The 20,942-nt window shown below is 70.9% G+C and carries 17 protein-coding genes; 4 read left to right on the forward strand and 13 right to left on the reverse strand.

Annotated features, from left to right (window positions below; translation table 11 throughout):
- Nucleotides 1–73 precede the first annotated feature (73 nt).
- Genes I596_RS11745 through I596_RS11755 form a run of 3 tightly spaced genes read right to left on the reverse strand, consistent with a single transcriptional unit; the run spans nucleotide 74 to nucleotide 3,998 of the window.
- Nucleotides 74–2,041: a transglutaminase TgpA family protein gene (locus I596_RS11745; protein WP_067651861.1), complete on the reverse strand. Its 1,968-nt coding sequence runs from the start codon at nucleotides 2,039–2,041 to the stop codon at nucleotides 74–76.
- On the reverse strand, nucleotides 2,038–3,021 hold the full coding sequence (locus I596_RS11750; protein ID WP_067648059.1) for a DUF58 domain-containing protein: 984 nt from the start codon (nucleotides 3,019–3,021) through the stop codon (nucleotides 2,038–2,040). The genes I596_RS11745 and I596_RS11750 overlap by 4 nt, the downstream gene beginning before the upstream one ends.
- A gap of 2 nt (nucleotides 3,022–3,023) precedes the next feature.
- The gene (locus I596_RS11755) at nucleotides 3,024–3,998 is read right to left on the reverse strand and encodes an AAA family ATPase (protein ID WP_067648062.1); all 975 of its coding nucleotides are present in this window, start codon (nucleotides 3,996–3,998) and stop codon (nucleotides 3,024–3,026) included.
- A gap of 30 nt (nucleotides 3,999–4,028) precedes the next feature.
- Here I596_RS11755 and I596_RS11760 point away from each other — a divergent pair, with 30 nt between their 5' ends.
- From I596_RS11760 to I596_RS11770, 3 genes are all read left to right on the forward strand, one after another.
- The gene (locus tag I596_RS11760; RefSeq protein WP_150132128.1) at nucleotides 4,029–5,627 is read left to right on the forward strand and encodes an ArnT family glycosyltransferase; all 1,599 of its coding nucleotides are present in this window, start codon (nucleotides 4,029–4,031) and stop codon (nucleotides 5,625–5,627) included.
- A 96-nt stretch (nucleotides 5,628–5,723) separates the two neighbouring features.
- Nucleotides 5,724–6,848 carry a YjgN family protein gene (locus I596_RS11765; protein WP_083965545.1) on the forward strand — a complete coding sequence of 375 codons (1,125 nt, stop codon included), beginning with the start codon at nucleotides 5,724–5,726 and terminating at the stop codon, nucleotides 6,846–6,848.
- Nucleotides 6,845–8,281: a M48 family metallopeptidase gene (locus I596_RS11770; protein WP_067648067.1), complete on the forward strand. Its 1,437-nt coding sequence runs from the start codon at nucleotides 6,845–6,847 to the stop codon at nucleotides 8,279–8,281. Before I596_RS11765 ends, I596_RS11770 begins: the two co-directional genes overlap by 4 nt.
- A gap of 152 nt (nucleotides 8,282–8,433) precedes the next feature.
- Here the strand turns inward: I596_RS11770 and I596_RS11775 are convergent, their stop codons facing one another.
- The 9 genes from I596_RS11775 to I596_RS11815 all read right to left on the reverse strand — a co-directional run bounded on the left by I596_RS11775 (nucleotide 8,434) and on the right by I596_RS11815 (nucleotide 18,867).
- Nucleotides 8,434–9,375 carry an electron transfer flavoprotein subunit alpha/FixB family protein gene (locus tag I596_RS11775; RefSeq protein ID WP_067648070.1) on the reverse strand — a complete coding sequence of 314 codons (942 nt, stop codon included), beginning with the start codon at nucleotides 9,373–9,375 and terminating at the stop codon, nucleotides 8,434–8,436.
- Nucleotides 9,375–10,121, reverse strand: a complete 747-nt coding sequence (locus I596_RS11780; RefSeq protein WP_067648073.1) for an electron transfer flavoprotein subunit beta/FixA family protein — start codon at nucleotides 10,119–10,121, stop codon at nucleotides 9,375–9,377. The genes I596_RS11775 and I596_RS11780 overlap by 1 nt, the downstream gene beginning before the upstream one ends.
- Nucleotides 10,122–10,784: 663 nt before the next feature.
- Complete coding sequence (locus tag I596_RS11785; protein WP_067648076.1) at nucleotides 10,785–11,681, reverse strand: ATP-grasp domain-containing protein; 897 nt, start codon at nucleotides 11,679–11,681, stop codon at nucleotides 10,785–10,787.
- The gene (locus I596_RS11790; protein WP_067648079.1) at nucleotides 11,678–12,694 is read right to left on the reverse strand and encodes a diguanylate cyclase domain-containing protein; all 1,017 of its coding nucleotides are present in this window, start codon (nucleotides 12,692–12,694) and stop codon (nucleotides 11,678–11,680) included. The genes I596_RS11785 and I596_RS11790 overlap by 4 nt, the downstream gene beginning before the upstream one ends.
- Nucleotides 12,691–13,266, reverse strand: a complete 576-nt coding sequence (locus I596_RS11795) for a chemotaxis protein CheB (protein WP_067648082.1) — start codon at nucleotides 13,264–13,266, stop codon at nucleotides 12,691–12,693. The genes I596_RS11790 and I596_RS11795 overlap by 4 nt, the downstream gene beginning before the upstream one ends.
- Nucleotides 13,263–14,099 (reverse strand): CheR family methyltransferase, encoded by an 837-nt coding sequence (locus I596_RS11800; RefSeq protein ID WP_067648085.1) that lies wholly within the window; start codon nucleotides 14,097–14,099, stop codon nucleotides 13,263–13,265. Before I596_RS11800 ends, I596_RS11795 begins: the two co-directional genes overlap by 4 nt.
- Before the next feature lie 4 nt (nucleotides 14,100–14,103).
- Nucleotides 14,104–17,766, reverse strand: a complete 3,663-nt coding sequence (locus tag I596_RS11805) for a response regulator (RefSeq protein ID WP_067648088.1) — start codon at nucleotides 17,764–17,766, stop codon at nucleotides 14,104–14,106.
- Nucleotides 17,767–18,179: 413 nt separating this feature from the next.
- Entirely contained in the window at nucleotides 18,180–18,539 is a 360-nt protein-coding gene (locus tag I596_RS11810; protein WP_067648091.1) for a hypothetical protein, read from the reverse strand.
- A 55-nt stretch (nucleotides 18,540–18,594) separates the two neighbouring features.
- Complete coding sequence (locus tag I596_RS11815; protein WP_150132129.1) at nucleotides 18,595–18,867, reverse strand: hypothetical protein; 273 nt, start codon at nucleotides 18,865–18,867, stop codon at nucleotides 18,595–18,597.
- 291 nt (nucleotides 18,868–19,158) lie between these two features.
- Here I596_RS11815 and I596_RS11820 point away from each other — a divergent pair, with 291 nt between their 5' ends.
- The gene (locus I596_RS11820) at nucleotides 19,159–20,286 is read left to right on the forward strand and encodes a fatty acid desaturase family protein (RefSeq protein WP_067648099.1); all 1,128 of its coding nucleotides are present in this window, start codon (nucleotides 19,159–19,161) and stop codon (nucleotides 20,284–20,286) included.
- Between the two features lie 163 nt (nucleotides 20,287–20,449).
- Here I596_RS11820 and I596_RS11825 read toward each other — a convergent pair whose 3' ends face one another.
- Nucleotides 20,450–20,701: an XAC0095 family protein gene (locus I596_RS11825; protein WP_067648101.1), complete on the reverse strand. Its 252-nt coding sequence runs from the start codon at nucleotides 20,699–20,701 to the stop codon at nucleotides 20,450–20,452.
- Nucleotides 20,702–20,942: the final 241 nt, after the last annotated feature.

The raw sequence follows: 20,942 nt of genomic DNA on the forward strand, positions 1-20,942 counted from the left end.
TCGGGAATCGGGAACGTCCGGCCCGGTGGCGATGACGTGCCATGAAAGGCATTCGTTGCGGCGGGCCAGCGATTCAGACATCGGATGGTACGCGCAATTTCCCTGCCTCACGGCGAAACGCGCGTATCTGTTCAGCCGACGGCTCACCGCCGTAGCGCAGGGCGACATAGCGCGCGAGCAGCTGCTCGAACGCCGCGCCCGGCTGCGGCCAGCGCCGCCGCACGGCCGCACCGAAATCCAGCGGCCCCTGCTGCGGTGAAATGGTGACGCCGGCCCGGGCGAACCGCTCGCGCAGCCGGTTCCAGCCCGCATCGAGCGCGTCGCCGCGCGCGCGGCGGCCGCTGCGCAGCGTCCAGTACGTCGCGGCACCCAGCAGCACGACGATTGCGCCGACCAGCAATCCCAGCAGGTGCTCCGGTGCCAGGTCCGGGAAGCCGAAGCGGCCCAGCATCTGGCTCTGGCGCAGCGCATTGAACTGGATCACCGCCGTGGTCCAGAGCCGGTTGACGCTGTCGAACTGGTTGCGCAGCTCGCGCAGGAATTCACCGCCGAACCAGTCCAGGCCGCGGTTGGTCGCCGCCGCCCCTTGCTGGACCCGCTGCGGACTGACGGCGGCGGTGGGGTCCACGCGCACCCAGCCCCTGCCGGACAGCCAGACCTCGGCCCAGGCATGCGCGTCCGAATGGCGTACCAGCAGGTAGTCGCCGACCGGATTCCACCAGCCCCCCTGGTAGCCGGTGACGACGCGCGCCGGGATGCCGGCGCTGCGCATCAGGAAGACGAAGGCCGACGAGAAATGCTCGCAATAGCCGGCGCGGGTGTCGAACAGGAACTCGTCGATCGAGTCGCGCCCCAGCAGCGGCGGCGCCAGCGTGTAGGTGAAGCCGGCATTGAACAGCGCCAGCGTCGTCTGCACGATCGCCGTCTCGTCCAGGCCCTGGCGGCGCCAGGTCGCGGCCAGGGCCAGCGCCCGCGGATTGAACGCGGCCGGATAGGCCAGCGCCCGCGTCCGCTCGGCGCTGGTCAGCGTCGGCGCCAGCCGATAGCGGGCCGCCGAGCGCAGGCGGAACTCGCGCGGCTGCGCGATCGGCGCGTACGAGGCGAGGGTGTGGTCCGAGCTCAGGCGCGTCTGGTCGGGGGCATCGAGCGGCACGTCCAGCGCCGGCACCCAGTGGCGTCCGCTCGGCTCGATGACGACCTGGTAGGTGTGGACCGAGCGAAGGTCCTCCACCGGCTCGGGGCGCAGGTAGGCGCGCGTCTCGCCGCGTGTCCAGGTCGCGCCGTCGAAGTCCCAGAGCACGATCGCGCGGAAGTACTGCTCGGCCGGCGGCGGTGGCGCAGCGTCGAAGTACACGCGCATCGCCGGCGTGTCGTCGACCAGCAGGTCGGTCATCGAGCCCGGCTGCATCGACTCGTTGAGGCCGATGCGCGCCTGCTCGTCCCAGCCGGGCGAGCCCCACAGCGGCGTGGAAAGCCGCGGCGTCAACACGAAGGCCGCCAGCGCCGCCGGCAGGCCGGCCAGCAGCAGCAGGCCGCCGGTGCGGAAGGCGGTGCCGACCGCGCGCGGCCGCCCGGCCATCGACGGCTGCAGCAGCACCAGGGTCGCCAGCGGCACCACCAGCGCCGCGCACAGCGCCAGCGTCATCGCCAGGGACTGATTGAACAGCAGCGCACTCATCAGCACGAAGGCCGCGAAGCCGACCACGACGCGCGCGTCGCGGATGCGCTCGGTCTCCAGCAGCTTCAGCGCCAGCAGGCCGCAGGCGAGCGCCGCGCCGGGCGCGCGCCCGAAGACGTTGCCGTATTCGACGATGACCAGCAGCAGCAACAGGCCGGCCAGCGGCACGCGCAGCCAGCTGCTGACCGCGAACCGGCCGCGCCGGCGCAGCCAGCAGCGCAGGCCGACCAGGAGCAGCAGCGGCGGCCCCAGCCACAGCGGCAGGCGCGCCAGGTGCGGCAGCAGCGCGACCGCGACCGACAGGCAGAGCAGGTCGAACTGGCGCGTGTCCGGCCGCGGGCCGGTCTCGGCGGCGGTGCTCATGCGGCCGGCAGCAGCGCCAGTGCGCGCAGGCACTCGGCGCGGTGGCCGGCGCCGAGCGCGGGGCCGATCGTGCGGCCGGGGACGGCCAGGGCATAGGCCTCGCCCGCGGCCTCGGCCATCAGCACCCAGGCGGTCAGGCGGCCGATGCGCGCTTCGTGATCGAGCCCCGCCACCGCGTGATAGTCCAGCACCACCGCCGTACCGCCCTGGCGTTCGTGGTCGCGCACCAGCAGCGTCGCGTGACGCGCCGAGGCGCGCCAGGCGATGCGCCGCGGCGGGTCGTGCTCGCGGTAGTCGCGCAGGCCGGCCGGCTCGTCCTCGGCGCTGCCGGCCAGGCGGCCGTCCTGGCGGTCGCCGGCGCGCGGCAGCGGCGGCGGATCGGCCTCCGGACGCGGGTAGACCAGCAGGCTCGCATCCGGGTTGATCCAGCTCCAGACCGTGAACATGCCCAACGGAAACGACGACGAGACGCGCACGCGACCGGGCCGGAACCAGCCGCGCTCGCGTGTCGGCACGGCCAGCACGGTCGCGGCGGCGCGATCGCGGTCGGCGGCGAAGACGGTCTCGGCCGCCTCGGCCGACAGGCGCAGCCCGAGGCGGTCGCGGCCGTCGGCTGCGAAGACCAGCTCCACCGGCATCGCCTCGCCGGCGTGGCACGCGCGCGCGCGGACCTGCACCAGCCGCAGGCCCGACAGCGCGCGAAAGCCCACGAACACGCTGACGAAGCAGGCACCGCCGAGCAGGCAGGTCAGCAGCAGGGCCGGGTTGTTGCCGTAGTTCAGTGCGCCGGTGAGCATGACCGCGGTCAGCAGCGCGAAGACCAGGCCGTAGCCGGTCGGCAGCACGTAGATCCGGCGCCGGTCGAGCAGGATCGGCAGCGCCTCGGGTCTGCGCAGGCGCGTCAGCGCGGGCAGCGTGCGCTCGGCCCAGGCCAGCAGGCGCCCGCGCCAGGCCGCGATGCGCGAGGTCGCCCGGCCCATCGTCAGCGTACCGGGGTCGTTTCCAGCAGCCGCCGCGCCAGCACGTCGCGGTCGCCGCGCGCATGGCTGGCCGGCGCGAGGCGGTGCGCCGCGACCACCTCGAACACCGCCTGCACGTCTTCCGGCAGTACCTGCGGCCGGCCGGCCAGGTAGGCATGTGCGCGCGCCGCGGCCAGCAGCGCCAGGCCCGCGCGCGGCGACAGGCCGATGCGGATCTCCGGATCGCTGCGGCTGGCCTCCAGCAGCGCGTGGACGTACTCGATCAGTGCCCGGCTGACCGTCAGCGCGGCGCAGGCGGCGCGCAGCGCCAGCACCTGCTCGGGGGCCAGGCACGGCTGCAGCGCGTCGAGGGCGCCGCGACGGTCGGGCGCGGCCAGCATCGCCTGCTCGGCGGCGCGGTCCGGATAGCCGATGCCCATGCGCAGCATGAACCGGTCCAGCTGCGAATCGGGCAGCGGGTAGGTGCCGGCCAGGTCCAGCGGGTTCTGCGTGGCGACGACGAAGAACGGCGTCGCCAGCGGATGGCTGCGGCCGTCGACGGTGACCTGCTCCTCGGCCATCGCCTCCAGCAGGGCGCTCTGCGTCTTCGGCGTGGCGCGGTTGATCTCGTCGGCCAGCAGCAGTTGCGTGAACAGCGGGCCGGGGTGGAAGCGGAACGTCCCGCCGTCGATCCGGCCCGGCTCGCGCTCGTAGATGCTGACGCCGATAATGTCCGACGGCAGCAGGTCGCTGGTGAACTGGACGCGCTGGAAACTCAGGCCGAGGGTCGCCGCCAGCGCATGCGCCAGCGTGGTCTTGCCGACGCCCGGCAGGTCCTCGATCAGCAGGTGGCCGCCGGCCAGCAGGCAGACGAAGGCGAGGCGCACCTCGCGCATCTTGCCGAGCAGGACGGTATCGACCTGCGCGGTGGCGCGTGCCAGCGCATCGCGCAGGATTTCGGGCGAGGTCGGGAGCGGCGGCGAATCGATCAGCTTCATCGGAGAACGGGTACCGGTTTGGACACGAACATGCGGGGCCTGCCTGCCGGCAGTGTAGCGACCGCGGCGGGGCGCAACGAACACCGGCGCCTTGAGACCGTGTTCCATGTCGCATTGTTCACGACCGCCGTCGTGAAGATCGCGCTGGCCGCGACCCTGGCCCCGTTCGTCGACGAGGCGTTCTACTGGCAGGAGAGCCGCCACCTGGCCTGGTCCTACACCGACCTGCCCCCGCTGACCGCCTGGCTGATCGCGGCCGGCGAGGGCCTGTTCGGCCACGGCGTGCTGGCGATGCGCGCGCCGTTCCTGCTGATCGGCCTCGCACTGCCGTGGCTGGTCGCCGGCTACGCCCGACGGCTTTCGGGCGACGCCGGCATCGGCTGGCAGGCGGGCCTGTGGACCCTGGCGATGCCGCTCGCCGGCACGCTCGGCGTGCTGGCCCTGCCCGACGTGCCGCTGACGGCCCTGGCGCTGCTGGCGCTGGACCGCTTCGATCGCGCCGCCCGCGAGGACCGCCGGCGTGACTGGCTCTGGCTCGGCGTGCTGCTGGCGCTGGCCTGGCTGGCCCATCTGCGCGCCGGCATGCTCTGGCTGGCGGGACTGGTCTTCCTGGTCGCCTGCGCGGATGGCCGCCGCCTGTGGCGTCGCCCGGGACTGTGGGCGGCGCTCGGACTCGGATTGGCCGGGCTGCTGCCGGTGCTGGTCTTCGATCCGGCGGTCGGTGCCGGCGTGCTGCAGTTCCAGGCCGTCGACCGCCATCCCTGGCGCTTCCACGCCGATGCGCTGGCGCAGCCGCTCGAGCAGGCCCTGCTGGTGACGCCGCTGCTCTATGGCCTGCTGCTGGCGGTGCTGGCCGGCGGCCTGCGCCAGCCCGGGCGCAACCGCCCCGGTGCCGCGCTGGCCTTCGCGGCCAGCGTCCTCGGTGGCTATTTCCTGCTCGGCCTGTTCGCCGACAGCGAGCGCTTCCGCGTGCACTGGCCGCTGCCGGGGTATCTGCCGCTGCTGGCGCTGCTGCCGCTGGCGACGCAGCGCTGGCGGGCGCGTTCGCGACGACTCGCCACGCCGGTGCTGGCGCTGGCCGCCGCCGGCGCCGCGCTCGGCAGCCTGGCGGCCTACACCTACCTGGCGTTGGCCGCGCATCCGGCCGGTGCCGCCGTACTGCGCGAGCACAAGGCATTCCCCGAGCATTTCATCGGCTGGAACGAAGCCGGCGCGAGCCTGCGGCGCCTGTTGGCCGAGCCGGGCGGCGCTGCGCCGCTGCTGGTGGCCGACAACTTCATGCTGGCCGCCGAGCTGGACTTCCAACTGGCCGGCGCGCGACCGGTCTACGTGCTGGACCACCCGCTCAACGCCAAGCACGGCCGGGCGCGCCAGCTGGCGATCTGGCAACGCGACGAAGCGGCCCTGCACGCACTGGGCCCACGCACGGTACTGCTCGCGGTCGAGGAAACCGCCGGGCGCGAACGCGAGCAGGTGCACTGGCTGGCCGGCCTGTGCCGGCGTGTCGACGGACTGGTGCCGGTTGCGCGCGTGGACCTGCACCAAGGACGCAAGCGGATCGCGTTCTATCGCGGCCGCCTGGCCGAAGCGGCCGTCACCGGCGCGTGCCCGTACCCGACGCCGGCCTGATCGTTCGTCACCGGCCGTGCAGCGGTCGGTCCTCCAACCGTCATCGCCGATCGGGTAGGCTTGGCGCCTAACGTACTCCAGGGGACCCCGGCACGGATGCACGATCCACCGATCGCCTCGCCCGGCGAGCTGCCGGCTTTGCCACCGCTTCCAGCAGAACCCTTGATCGCCGCGGCACCGGGCGCGCCGCCGCCGGTACCGCACCCGTTCCGCTTCGACGGGCAGGCCGGCGAGTACTTCCGGATCTGGATCGTCAACCTGGCGCTGAGCATCGTCACGCTCGGCCTCTACTCGGCCTGGGCCAAGGTCCGCACGCAGCGCTACTTCTACGGCAATACCCGCCTGGACGACGTACCGTTCGAGTACTTGGCGCGCCCGCTGCCGATCCTGGTCGGGCGGCTCATCGCGGTGGCGCTGTTCGGCGCCTACGTGATCGCCGGCCAGTTCAGCCTGGCCCTGCAGCTCGGCCTGGCGCTGCTGGTCGCCCTGCTGACGCCGTGGCTGCTGGTGCGCGGCGCCGCGTTCCGCGCACGCTACTCGTCGTGGCGCGGCCTGCGCTTCCGCTTCGTCTCCGACTATGCCGAAGCCTACATCCGCTACCTGCTGCTCTACATCCCGCTGCTGCTGACGCTGGGCCTGCTCTATCCGTACGTGAAGGCCAAGCAGAAGGCGTTCCTGGTCGAGCACCACCGCTTCGGCGGCCACTGGTTCGCCTTCGACGCGCGGCCGGGCCATTTCTATCCGCCGTACCTGATCGCCTGGGCCGTCATGACCGCCTGGATCTTCGCCGCCAGCCTGCTGCTCGGGGCGGTCGCCGTCGCCCTGCATGCCAGCGGCACCTCGGCGAAGGAGCCGGCGATGGGCCTGATCTTCGGCTGGATGGCGGTGTTCTACGGCGGCTACTTCGTGATCTGGGTGTTCCTGGCCGCCGCGCTCGGCAACCTGGTCTACAACCACACCACGATCGGCCCGCACCGGTTCCAGTCACGGCTGCAGGGCCGGCGCCTGTTGTGGCTGTATGCCGGCAATACCGCGGCGGTGCTGGCCAGCGCGGGCCTGCTGATCCCGTGGGCCAAGGTGCGCCTGGCCCGCTACCGCGCCGAGTGCCTGAACCTGCTGGTGGCCGGCAGCCTGGCCGCCTTCGTCGCCGAGCGCGGCGAGGACGTCGGCGCGACCGCGGCCGAAGTGGACAGCCTGTTCGACATCGACATCGGCCTATGACCCGCCCCGACCTCGCCCTGCGCGGCGACTACTTCGACGGCCGTACCGGCCTGCGCCACGCGGTCGAACTGACCCAGCCGGCACCCGGCAGCCTGGCGGTCCAGGGCGATGGCATCGACCGCCGCGAGGCGCTGGCCGAGCTGTGCATCACGCCGCGGCTGGCACGTACCTCACGCACGATCGCCTTCCCCGACGGCGCGCGCCTGCAGCTGGCCGACCACCCGCGGCTGGATCGCCTGTTCCCGCAGCGCAACCGCCTGGAAACCCTGGTCGACCGGCTGGAGCGCCACTACCAGGCGGTCGCGGCCGCGATCGTCATCTGCCTGGCATCGCTGGTCGCCGGCTACCTGTGGGGCATCCCCTGGCTGGCCGACCGCATCGCCACCCACCTGCCGGCGCGGATCGAGACCGCGCTCGGCGAGCAGGTGCTGGCCCTGCTCGATCGCGCGGACCTGGAGGCCAGCACGCTGGCGGCCGAACGCCAGGCGCAACTGGCCGAGCGCTTCGCCGGCCTCGCGGCCGGCCTGCCGGACAGCGCGAACTACCGGCTGCTGTTCCGCAGCGCGCCGTCGATCGGACCCAATGCGCTGGCGCTGCCGGGCGGCACGGTGATCGTCACCGACGAGCTGGTCGAACTGTTCGGCGACGATCGCCAGCTCGATGCGGTGATCGCGCACGAGCTGGGCCACCAGGAACAACGCCACGCGCTGCGCCAGGCGCTGCGCAGCTCGTTCGTGGCGATCGCCGCGGCGTTCTTCGCCGGCGACGTGTCGAGCGCCAGCGCCGTGGTCGTCGCGGTGCCGACCGTGTTGCTGCAGAGCCGCTACTCGCGCCAGTTCGAGGACGAGGCCGACCGCTTCGCCCACGCGCACCTGGCGGCGCTGGGCGTCTCGCCGAGCTGGTTCGCGGCCGCGCTGCAAACGCTCGGCGAGGAAGTCCCCGACGATGCCGGCCTGGCCTGGATGTCCAGCCACCCCTCGACGCAGGCGCGCATCGCCGCGGCCGACGAAGCCGGCGTCGCGTTCGTGGCCGCGCATCCGGAACGCGCCGGAGAGGAACCCGCTGTCGTATTGCTCGACGACGCGGACGTCGCCACGGACGAGGCGTGCCTGACGTGCGCCGCCTGCCGCGAGGACGCCGGCTGCGCCGGCGACGCGGACTGCACGGACTGTGACGACTGCGTGCCCTGCGACGACGCGGACTGTGCCGAGTGTGCCGCCTGCCGCGAGGACGCCGGCTGTGCCGACGGCGAGGACTGCACGGACTGCGGCGACTGCACGCCCTGCGAAGACGTGGACTGTGCCGGCTGCGCCGCCTGCCGCGAAGAAGCCGGCTGTGCCGATGGCGAGGACTGTGTCGATTGCGACGACTGCGCGCCCTGCGACGACGCGGAAAACACCTGCAAGGACGCCACGCTCCCGGCGGGTACCTGACGGCTGGACACGACCGATGCCGGCGCCGCCGGCATCCGCGAGCGCTGAACCCGCCGGCCGCCGGCCCTGCCCGCGCCGCGTACCCACCGGAACCTCATCGACGCCGCCGATCCGGGACCGGCGGCGTCAGCAGGCGCGATGCGAAAGGGCGATCAGAGCGCCTGCTCGAGTTCCGGGATGATCTTGAACAGGTCGCCCACCAGGCCGAAGTCGGCGATCTCGAAGATCGGCGCGTCGGCGTCCTTGTTGATCGCCACGATCGTGCCGGCGTCCTTGATGCCGGTCAGGTGCTGGATCGCACCGGAAATGCCGATCGCGACGTACAGTTCCGGCGCGATGATCTTGCCGGTCTGGCCGACCTGCAGGTCGTTGGGGGCATAGCCAGCGTCGACCGCCGCGCGCGAAGCCCCCACCGCCGCACCGAGCTTGTCGGCCAGCGCGTAGATGATCTCGAACTGCTCGGCCGAGCCGAGCGCGCGGCCGCCGGAGACGACCTTGGCCGCACCCTGCAGGTCCGGACGATCGGTCTTGCCCTGCGCCAGGCCGACGAACCGCGTATGCGCCGGCACGGCCACGTCGAGGCTGAGCGTCTCGACCGGTGCCGCGGCGCTGCCGCGGGCGGCGGCCGGATACGACGCCGTGCGCACCGTGCCGACCACCAGCGCATCGGCCGGCGCTTCCACGGTGACGATCGCATTGCCGGCGTAGATCGGGCGCTTGAAGGTCTGGACGCCTTCCACCGCCATGATGTCCGACACCTGGGCGACCCCGAGCAGCGCGGCCACGCGCGGTGCCAGGTCCTTGCCGAACGTCGTCGACGGCAGCAGCAGGTGGCTGTAGCCCTTGCCCGCCACTGCGGCGACCTGCGGCGCCAGCACGGCCGCCAGCGCGTGCGCGTTCTCGGCGCGGGCGACGGTCAGCACCTTGGCTACGCCCTCGATCGCGGCCGCCTCGGCGGCGACGCCGGCCGGATCGGCGGCCAGCACGAGGACGTCGATCGATCCACCGATGGCCTTGGCGCAGGACACGCTGCGCGCAGTGCTGGTATTGAGTTTGCCGTCGAGATGCTCGGCGACGATCAGAATCGTGCTCATCAGATCAGCCCCTTCGTCTTCAGTGCGGCGACCAGCTCGGCCACGTCCTTGACCATCACGCCCTTGCTGCGCTTGGGCGGGGCCGCGTAGTGCGTCGTCTTGAGGTGGTCGCCCGAGGCGACGCCGAGGCTGGCCAGCTCGATCGTCTCGATCGGCTTGGCCTTGGCCTTCATGATGTCCGGCAGCTTGATGAAGCGCGGCTCGTTGAGGCGCAGGTCCGAGGTGATGACGGCCGGCAGGTCCACTTCGATCGTCTCCAGGCCGGCATCGACCTCGCGCGTCACGCGCGCCACCGTGCCGTCCACCTCCACCTTCGAGGCGAACGTCGCCTGCGGGCGGTCCCACAGCGCCGCCAGCATCTGGCCGGTCTGGTTGGCGTCGTCGTCGATCGCCTGCTTGCCGAGCAGCACGATCTGCGGCTGCTCCTTCTCGATCAGCTTCAACAGCGCGCGCGCGGCGGTCAGCGGCTGGATCGCCTCGCTGGTGACGACGTGGATCGCGCGGTTGGCGCCCATCGCCAGGCCGTTGCGGATATGCGCCTGGGCGTCGGCCGGGCCGATCGTCGCGACGATCACCTCGCTCGCGATGCCCTTCTCGCGCAGGCGCAGCGCTTCTTCCAGGGCGATGTCGTCGAACGGGTTGGCGGAGAGCTTGACGCCCTCGGTGACGACACCGCTGCCGTCCGGCTTGACTTGGATGCGCACGTTGAAATCGACGACGCGCTTGTAGCCGACCAGGATCTTCATCGTGGGGGAATTCCTTCGGACAAATCAGTGGACGCTGGCAGGCGGCTGGCTGGCCTTCGTGGCTACGCGCCCGCCGAAGCGGACCCGCATTGTAGCGTGATTGACCGATCCGTCACGATCCGGACCTCCCCCGGCGACCCGGCGGCCGGTCGCCGCAGCCGCCGCTGCGCCATCCGCGGCCTCTTTTGCGCCCTGCCAGGCGATGCCATGCCGCCCTCATGTGATGCCGCCGTGCCGGACACCGGCGTGGCTGGCCAGGCCACCGTGCCGGCACCGCGCCGGCCCGGCACCGTCGCGCCACCCCGTTTTCGCGAGTGTTCTGCGACGCGTTCACGACCTGCCCCCGCGCAGGCTTTCTCTCGCGCGCACACACCCTCGTCGCCATCCGACTTTTCCACAGCCGCCGTGGACAGGCCTGTGGATAGCTATGGGATGATGTCCTGCAGCGCGCGCCAGTACTGGCTGTCAACCCACATCGGTCAATCCTTGACCACCACGGTCGTCGATGCGCGCAGGCGAACGGCTCATCGGCACGGTGTGCGGCACGCGCGACGGCGCGATGCGCGCGCGAAAGCGGCATCGCGCCGCATCGATTCCGATACCCCGCAACCGGCGGCCGCGCGGCGTCGCCGTGGCGTGCCGTCCACCACGGCATCGCCCCGGCTAACGGGCCAGGTGGCGCATCAGGCACGCGGCGAAGCGTGCCGCCGCCGCGGGCGCATGGTCGAGGAACAGCGACGGCTCGATCAGCTCCAGCTCCAGCAGGCACGGCGTGCCGTCATCGGCCCGGATCAGGTCCACGCGCGCATAGACCGGGGCACTGTCGAACGGCAGCGCCGCCAGCACTTGGCGCGCCAGGGCCTGTTCGTCCGCGTCGGCCGCGCGCGCGCGGATGTCCTCCGCCGCGAACAGCGCCTGCGTGGCCGGGGCCGCGCGGTGCAGCAGCGGCCCCTTGCGGATGGCGTGGCTGAAGATGCCGTCGAAGTGGACCAGCGCGGTCTCGCCGCGCGCATCGACGCCGTCGAGGTAGGGTTGCAGCAGCGCGCTGCGGCCGGCCGCCAGCAGGCGGCCGATGTGCGCGAGCGCCGCCGCGCGCGCGGTACGCGGATGCCGCTCGGCGTCGCGCGAGCCGGCGCCCACGGCGGGCTTGACGACCACGTCCGCGCTCGCCGGATGGGCGGCCAGCAGCGCATCCAGGTGAGCGGCGGCATCGTCGCCCGGTTCGACGAAACGCGAGGGCACGATGGCGACCCCGGCGGCGGCCAGCGTCGCCAGGTAGTGCTTGTCGATGTTCCACCGCAGGACCGGCACCGGATTGAGCAGCCGCGTGCAGGCGCCGACCGCGCCCAGCCAGTCCATGAAGGCCGGCAGCCGCTCGCTGTAGTCCCAGGTCGAGCGCGGCAGCACCAGGTCGAAAGCGGCCCAGTCCACGGACGGATCGTCCCAGTCCACGGCGCTGGGCCTGGCGCCGGCGGCCTGCAGTGCAGCCAGCAGCGGCGCCATGTCCTCGTCCAGGCCGCGCGCCGCGCGCGCGGTGGCCAGCGCGATGCGCGGGCTCATTCGACCGGGGTCGGCGGCGGCGCGATCACGCTGCGGCCACTGCGCGCGCGCTTGGCCACGTACATGGCCTGGTCGGCGGCGCGGATCAGGCCATCGGCGTCACGCCCGTGTTGCGGACACACGGCAATGCCGATGCTGACCCGCACTTCCAGCGTCAGCGAACGCTGGTGATCGGCCGATACGACCGCGAGCGGTGTCTTCAGGCAGCTGGCGACGCGCTCGGCCTGCGCGGTGGCGGCGGCGGCGTCGGCGATGTCCTCTATGACGATCGCGAACTCGTCGCCGCCCAGCCGTGCCACGGTCGAGCCGTCGCCGAAGAAGCCGCGCAGGCGCTCGGCGATCCGCAGCAGCACCTCATCGCCGACCACGTGGCCGTGCTGGTCGTTGATCGGCTTGAAGCCGTCCACGTCGAAATACAGCAGCGCGCAGGACGCCGACTCGGCCGTGCTGCGGGCGACCGCCCGCTCCAGCACGTCCATGAAATGGCGGCGGTTGGGCAGGCCGGTCAGATGGTCGTGACTGGCCAGGTGGCGGACCTCGGCCTCGGTCTGGCGGCGCTCGGCGATCTCGCGCTCGAGCTGCGCGTTGCGCTCGGCCAGCTGGCTGAGCGCACGCCGCAGCATCGTGCCGCGCCGGTAGAGGTCCAGGAACACCTGCACCTTCGATCGCAGGATGCGTTCGTCCAGCGGCTTGGTGATGTAGTCGACCGCGCCGGAGTGATAGCCCTGCAGGCGGTGCACCTCGTCGGAGTAGGTCGCCGAGACGAAGATGATCGGTGTCTCGCGCGTGCTCGGCTCCTGCGCCAGCAGGTTGGCCACCTCGAAGCCGCTCATGTCCGGCATGCTGACGTCCAGCAGGATCAGCGCGAACTCGTTGTCGAGCGTCGCCGCGAGCGCCTCGTTGCCGCTGCGCGCCTCGATCACGTCGACATCGAACCTCGACAGCAGCTTGCGCACCGCCATCAGGTTGGCCGGGGAGTCGTCGACCGAGAGGATCTTGGGCTTTCCGTTCATGCCAGACACATCCTGTTGAGCAGCGGCGCGATCGCCTCCAACGGCAGGCAATGGTCCGCGCCTGCCAACGCCAGCGCGGCCTCCGGCATCGCCGCGGCTTCGGCCGTTGCCGGATCCTGGACCACCGCGATGCCGCCGCGGCGCCGGACGCGGAGCAGGCCCGCCGCCCCATCGTGGTTGGCGCCGGTCAGCACCACCGCGATCAGGCCGCTGCCCCAGGTCTCCGCCGCCGACTCGAACAGCACGTCGATCGACGGCCGCGAAAACCCCACCTTGGCGTCGATCGACAGCGCAAACCGCCCGCTGCGCTCGATCAGCAGATGATAGCCGGACGGTGCCACGTGGACGACGCCCGCACGCGGCCGCGCCCGTTCGCGTGCCTCCTCTACCGGCAGGCAGCTGTAGTGGGCAAGCAGCTCGCAGAACACCCCCATGTCGCTCGATCCGGTATGGCTGACGATCACCATCGGCACCGGCAGCGCACGATCCAGGCCGCGCAACAGTACGTGCAGCGCCCGCAACCCGCCGGCCGAGGCGCCGACCACGATGGCCTGCACCTGCCGCCCGGTCATAGATCCCTTACCGCCCGCCGGTAGATCCGTGCACGCCGGTTGACCGCGGCGAAGTCGCTCGCGCTGGCAGCCAGCTCCAGGTTCTCGCGGCTGCCCAGGCAGAGGAACCCGCCCCGGACCAGGCTGTCACGGAACAGCCGCAGTACCCGGTCCTGCAACTGGTCGTTGAAGTAGATCAATACATTGCGGCACAGGATGAGATGCGCCTCGCAGAACACGCCGTCGCAGACCAGGTTGTGGTTGGCGAAGGTCATCCGCGCCTTGAGCCGCTCGTCGAACTTCATGAAGTCGTAGCGGGCGTGGTAGTAGTCGGCCAGCGAGCGGCGGCCGCCGGCCGCGAGGTAGTTCTCCGAGTAGGCCCGTGCGTCGCGCACCGGGAAGATGCCTTCCTGCGCGCGCGCCAGCGCCACGTCGCTGAAATCGGTGGCGTAGATCTGCACGCGCTCGTAGAGACCGGCCTCCTCCAGCAGGATCGCCAGCGAGTAGACCTCCTGGCCGAACGCGCAGCCGGCCTGCCAGATGTTGACGACCGGATAGGACGCCAGCAGCGGCAATACCTCGTCACGCAGCGCCCGGAACACCGGCGGGTCGCGGAACATCTCCGACACCGGCACCGAAAGGCCGGAGACCACGTCGGTGACCAGGCGGTCGTCGCGCAGCACGCGCGCGGTCAGGTCACCGATGTGGGCGCTGCCGGTGCTGTGGACCAGCCCCAGCACGCGCCGCTTGAGCGACGCGGGGGCGTAGTCGCTGAAATCGTAGCCGTGGCGCATCCGCATCGCCCTGACGAACAGGTCGATCTCGATGTCCTCGATGTCCGCCCGTCCCCGCATCGCCTCACGCCTGCAGCCAGACCCGCATCATCGACAGCAGCTTGTCGATGTCCACCGGCTTGGCGAGGTAGTCGCTGGCGCCGGCGTCCAGGCACTTGTCCCGGTCCCCCTGCATCGCCTTGGCCGTGACCGCGATGATAGGCAACTTGGCGTGCCTGGGCAGCGCCCGGATGCGCCGCATCGTCTCGTAGCCGTCCATGCCGGGCATCATGATGTCCATCAGGACGATGTCGATCGCCGGGTTCTCCTCCACCTGGCGCAAGGCCTTGTGGCCGTCCTGCGCCATGACCACGTTGAGCCCGCGCGCGCGCAGCGTCTTGGACAGCGCGAAGATGTTGCGCATGTCGTCGTCCACGATCAGCACGGTCTGGCCGCTCAGGCCGGCATCGATGTCGCGCACCACGCCGTTGCCGGCGGGGCGGATCGAGTGCATGAACAGGCTGACTTCGTCGAGCAGGCGCTCGTTCGAGCGCGCGCCCTTGATGACGATGCTGTCGGTGTGCTGGCGCAGGCGCACGCTTTCCTCGCTGGACAGCTCGCGCGCCGAGTAGATCACCACCGGCGGCAGGCCGCCGCGGCCGGCCGCGATGTCGAGGAAGTCGAAGCCGGAGATGCCGGGCAGGCCGAGGTCCAGCACGACGCAGTCGAAACCGCCGGCGCCGAGCATGTCCAGTCCTTCCTCGCCGCTCATCGCCTCGACCACCTCGACGCCGTCGTGCGCGATCAGGCGGATGATCGCCAGGCGCGAGTCCTCGTCGTCGTCGACCAGCAGCACGCGCCGCACGCGATGCTCGGCGTGCTGCAGCAGCCTGTCGAAGGCCGACAGCACCGCCTTGCGGTCGGCCGGCTTGGTCAGGAACCCGACCGCGCCCAGCGCCTCGCCGCGCGCCGACTCGTCCACCGCCGAAATGAAATGCACCGGGATCGCCCGCAGGTCCGGATCGGCCTTCATCTGCTCGATGACGCCCCAGCCATCCATGCCCGGCAGCATCACGTCCAGCAGCACGCCGGTCGGGCGATAGCGCCGGACCAGGTCCAGGCCGCTCTCGCCGTCCCCGGCGGCCAGCGCGCGATGGCCCTTGCGGCGAATCAGGTCGACCAGGATCCGCGCGAACGCCGGATCGTCCTCGATCGCGAGAATGGCGGTGTCGCCGGGACGGATCAGGTCGCGGTCGTCCGGGATCCATTCGGCGGCCGACGGCACCGATGGCGCCGGCAGCGGCGCGGGCGCCGGCCGCCGCGGCGGCGCCGCGACCCGCGCCGGGGCCGGGTGCGCCACCGGTTCAGGCGCCCGCGCCACCTCGTCTGCGGCCACGGCCTGCGGCAGCACCACGACGAAGGTGCTGCCCTCGCCGGGCACGCTGTCGACCAGGATGCCGCCTCCCAAAAGATCGGTCAGCCGACGCGTGATCGCCAGGCCCAGGCCGCTGCCGCCGTAGTGGCGGCTGGTGCTCGCGTCGGCCTGCTCGAAGACCTGGAACATGCGGTCGAGCTGGTCCGGCGCGATGCCGATACCGGTGTCGTCCACCGCCAGCGCGACCGCCGGCCCTACCATGCCGGCGCGCGCCAGCAGCGCGTCGCCGGCCGGCTCGATGCGCACGCGGACGTGGCCCACGCGCGTGAACTTGAAGGCGTTGCCGAGCAGGTTGTTCGCGATCTGCTCCAGCTTCGGCCCGTCGGTGTGGATCGTCTCGGGCAGGTCCGGACCGACGACGATCTCGAACTCCAGCGCCTTCTCGATCGCCATCGGACGGAACTGCCGCTGCAGGCTCTGCGCGAAGCCGGCGAGCCGGATATCCTCGCGACTGACCTCCATCTTGCCGGCCTCGATCTTCGAAAGGTCCAGGATGTCGTTGATGAGGCGCAGCAGGTTCGAGCCCGACTCGTGGATCACGCGAGCCGACTCCACCTCGTCGACGCTGAGGTTGCCCTGCTCGTTGTCGGCCAGCGTGCGCGACAGGATCAGCAGGCTGTTGAGCGGCGTGCGCAGCTCGTGCGACATGTTGGCGAGGAAGTCGGACTTGTACTGGCTGGCACGCGCCAGCTCGTCGGCCTTCTGCAGCGTCTCCTGCTGCAGCACTTCCAGCACCTTCTTCTGCTCGTTGAGCGTGTCGGTCTTCTGGCGCAGTTCCTCGTTGGACGCCTGCAGTTCCTCGGCCTGCACGCGCAGTTCCTCCTCGGACGCGCGCAATCGCTGGGAGTGCTCCTCCAGCTCCACGGTCTTGCCCTGCAGCTCCTCGTTGGTCGCGGCCAGCTCCTCCTGCTGCATCCGCAGCTCCTCCTCCGAGGCCTGCAGCTCCCGCGCCTGTGCTTGCGTGCGCCCCAACAGATCCTGCGTGCGCAGCGCGCGGCGCAGGTTGTCCAGCGACAGCGCCACCACCGGCAGCAGGTCGTCCAGCAGGGCCTGCTGCACCGGCGTGAAGCGCTGGAAACTGCCGAACTCGAGCACGCCCAGGAGTTCGGTCCGCAGCAGCAGGGGCAGCACGATGACGCTACGCGGCGGCGCCTCGCCCAGGCCCGAGTGGATACGGATGTAGTCCTCCGGCACCGGTTCGAGCACGATCGTCTTGCGCTCCAGCGCGCACTGGCCGACCAGCCCCTCCCCGATCGCGCAGCGGGTCTGGAGGTGCTTGCGCTGGCGGAAGCCGTAGCTGCCGAGCAGCTCCAGCGTCGGCGCAGCGTCCGGGCGCACGTCCAGGTCGGGCTGGGACAGCAGGTAGAACACGCCCACGCCGGCGCCGATCTGCGTGGAGAGCTGCGACATCAGCGTATCGGCAAACGCCTGCTGCGTGGCCGCCTCCGGCAGCGCCGCAGTGATCTCGGCCGCACGGGTCTTGACCCAGGACTGGTCGCGCATGGCGATCGCCGCCTGCTTGAACACCTCCAGCGCCCGCGCGATCGCACCCACCTCGTCACGGCGCTCCTGGCTCGGCACCTCCACCGCCAGATCGTTCGCCGCCAGGCGCGACATGCGCTCGGTCAGGTCACTGACCGGCCGCGCCAGCAGGCGCGTGGACAGGCGCACCGCCGCCCAGCCGACGATCAGGCCCAGCGCGAGCATCGCGAACAGGATCAGGTGCGTCAGCTGCTCCAGGCGGTTCTGGTCGGTCGTGCGCGTCTGGAGCTGGGCGCGCTCGGCGTCGAGCACCGCATCGAGCCCCTCCATGATCGGGGCGACCGTCTGCGAAAGCGCCGCGATCGCCGAGCGACCGACATCCTGCACGTAGCGCGCGCGCTCGGAGTCCGATGCGGGCAACCCGGCCACGATCGCGTCGGACGCTGCGGTCCAGTCGCGCTCCAGCTGCGCCACCCGCTGCACGTCCTGGGTCTGCGCGGCGTTGTCGGCCACCGTCAGTGCCAGGGTCCGGACCTGCTCCTTGAAGCGCCGATCCGCCTCGCGGTAGGCGGTCTCCTGCTCCGGCCCACCGACGAGCACGTGGTTCTTGAGCGCCACCTCCTCCTCGCGCATCAGCCGCGTGGTGACCAGTACCTGCTCGATCGTCGCCACGCTTTGCTGGCGCAGCTCCCGCACCTCCTCGGCACGCCCCAGCGTGAACAGCACGATCAGACAGGTGACCACGAACGTGGCCAGCACCAATCCGAACCCCAGCAACGTCTTCGCGCTGATCGGCAGGTCCGCCAACCAGGTCCCGATACCGCGTTTCATCGCCGCTCTCCCGCCCCTCGCAAGGCAGCCAGTAGATCACGGAAACAGAACGTCTACATCGTTGATCAGGCGTGGAAAAGTACCACTGTGACAGTTGTTCAAAATTGCGGCTCAGGGGCCGCTGACGCCGGCCTGCCAGGCCGGCGGTGCCCGGCCGCCATGGTCCGGCGGGCCGTACCACCGAACGCAAAGGCCCGGGGTGGGGAAGCGCCCCGCACACCGGCGCGCCTGACGGCGGACGGCTGTCGGGTCTTCTGCGGCGTGATGGCGTCGCCACGGCACACCGCTGGCGGTGCGGTAGTCACACCCGCGCAAACCACCTGTTCAGCCGGCCCCGCACACCGGGGGCGATCGAAACGCTCTCTGCCCCGGGACCGCTCTCCCCTGCCCCAGGATGGACCGTGTCCCGCTACCTACTTGAGCGCGCGGCCGAACGAGGAACGGCCCTTCGCCGCCGGCGTGGGCGCCGGCAGCGGATCGAGGTTGTCCAGCAGCAGGCGCAGGTCCACCACCTTCTGCACGCCGTCACCGGCCAGGTCCAGCTTGCCGGGCGCCGTCTTCGACAATGCCGCACGATCCAGGTAGACCTCCTCGCCCACGGCCGGCTTGCGCTGTGCGCTGCACAGCTTCCGGCTGAGCGTCAGGGTGCTGGTGCCGGACTTGCGCCACGGCGCCGCCGGTGCCAGCCGGTTCACCATCACGCTATCGAGCTGGACGACGACTGCGTCGCCTTCGATGGCCCTGCAATTGCCGATGCCGATGTCATAACTCATGTCGGCCTCGCGCCGTTGGGATAAAAGGAGAAGCCGCGCACCGCGCGGCGGCCGCCTACGAAGGGCGGACCGTGGAGAAGGTGGCCACCAGGCCCGATTCGGCCAGCAAATGGCGAAGACGAGCCTCGATCACCGGCAGATCGTCCAGCCGCGACGGCCCGCAGAGCGCATACGTGGGGACACTTTTGCCGAATCCCAGGGTCCGGATCTCGCGCTGGACCGAGACGTCGGCAGACTGGCAGGCCCGCGACCACAGCCTGCGCAGCGCCCTCGGCCCGATGCTCTGGCTGCTGCTCAGTCGAAACTGGAACAGGATGGTGTGATGCACGTCGTCCTGCCATCTGGCGAGCGCCAAGTATGCGCTTTTTGGCGCCTTCCCGCTGAAACCGGGGTTCGCGCACTCCGACGCTCACGCTCCCGACCGTAGCGATTCGTGTCAAAAACCCGCACTTCACCCCCTGCAGAAGCGGTGTCCAGAGTGCCGACCGCGGGCCCTGACGGGGAACCGCGGGAGTCCCCACCCCTCGCCGTAGCGGCTCCGCATGTCCCATCGCTGGCCGTAACAGCCGCCTCACACGTAACCGCCTATCATGGAGCGGCCTTCCTCCAGGATCTCGCCATGCCATCCCCACCGCCGACGCTGCTCGGCGGGGTATCCGCTGCAGCAGCGGCACCGGCCGCGCGACTCCGGTTCGACAGCGACCGGCGTTTCCAGAACCGCCTGCAACACCACGTGGACGCCTACTTCAGCACCCGCGGCCGCCGCCCACGCGACGTTCCGTGGATGTACGCCAAGACGGCGCTGATCCTGGCCGTCTTCGCGCTCAGCTATGGCTTGCTGGTCTTCGCCTCGCCCACCTGGTGGCAGGGCCTGCTGCTGGCCGTGGTGCTCGGCATCGCCATCGCGCAGATCGGCTTCAACATCCAGCACGACGGTGGCCATCAGGCCTATTCGCGCCATCGCTGGATCAACCGCGCGATGGCCGCCACGCTGGACCTGATCGGTGGCAGTTCGTACGTGTGGCACTGGAAGCACACCGTGTTTCACCACACCTACGCCAATATCGCCGGCCACGACAGCGACATCGACCTGGGCATTCTTGCGCGTCTGGCGCCGGCCCAGCGACGCCGGTCGTTCCACCGCTGGCAGCACATCTATCTATGGGCGCTGTACGGCTTCACCGCCCTGCGCTGGCATTTCTACGGCGACTTCCGCGACCTCATCACCGGCCGCATCGGCGACCGCCCGTTCCCGCGGCCGCGCGGTGCGGACCTCGCCCTGCTGATCGGCGGCAAGGTCGCATTCGTGACGCTGGCCTTCGTGCTGCCGCTGGCCTTCCATCCCCCCGGCATCGTGGCACTCACCTACCTGATCGCCGTCGCCGTCACCGGCCTGCTGCTGGCACTGGTATTCCAGTTGGCGCACCTCGTGGAGGGCGCCCAGTTTCCGGTGCCGCCCGCCGATACCCAGGCGATGCCCGTTCCCTGGGCTGTCCACCAGGTCGGCAGCACGGTCGACTTCGCCCGCGACAACCGGCTGCTGACCGAACTGACCGGCGGCCTCAACTTCCAGGTCGAGCATCACCTGTTCGCGCGCATCTGCCATCTCCACTATCCCGCCCTCGCGCCGCTGGTCGAGGAAACCTGCCGCGAGTTCGGCATCCGCTACCGGCATCATCCCACGCTGCGCGAAAGCGTCCGGTCGCATTTCCGCTGGCTGCGGCAGATGGGACGCGGGCCAGACTGACAGCGGTCGGCGGCACGGAGAAATCCACGGCTGGCTGCGGGTCCGCGCACGGCTATCGGCCGTCCGCTCATCCCCCAAACCTCGGGCTGGCGGCCTGCCATGCAGGCGTCGCGCCGCCATCGTGCCACCTTTGGCGAGACCGGCGTCGGTAGCCTGCACCCGCTCAGCGCGACGCCGGACGCCAGCCGGCGCCCTTCACGCAGGTATCGATCTCCCGCAGCAGGTGCTGAAAGTTCTCGGCCAGCGCCGGGATGGGGATCGCCAGCGTGGTCTCCGGCCGGTCGTCCGCCGCCGACCGCGGTGCCGCCAGCAGGGCCAGCAGGCGCACGCGCTCACGCAGTTGCATCAGCGCCACGTAGGCGTCCTCGGAAAGCAGGTAGTGGCCGGCCACCGCCGGCGGGTCCAGCGTGCTCATGTTCATATCCTCGGACCGGAGGCGAGACACCCTACCCTGCGCCCGCGCCGCGTCGATGGCTCGACGCCGTGCCTGCGTACTACGGCTAGGAACTTCGCTTGTGTCTCGTCAACCGGCGCGCACTACGCCCCCACTGACTAATCAAATGCCAAATAGATAATTGCAATACCAAGCACTACATTAAGTATTCGCATTAAATTTCGAGAAAGAAAAATCCTTAGCAGCGAATGCGTATAGAATA

This window comes from Dokdonella koreensis DS-123 (assembly GCF_001632775.1).
Taxonomy (GTDB): Bacteria; Pseudomonadota; Gammaproteobacteria; order Xanthomonadales; family Rhodanobacteraceae; genus Dokdonella; species Dokdonella koreensis.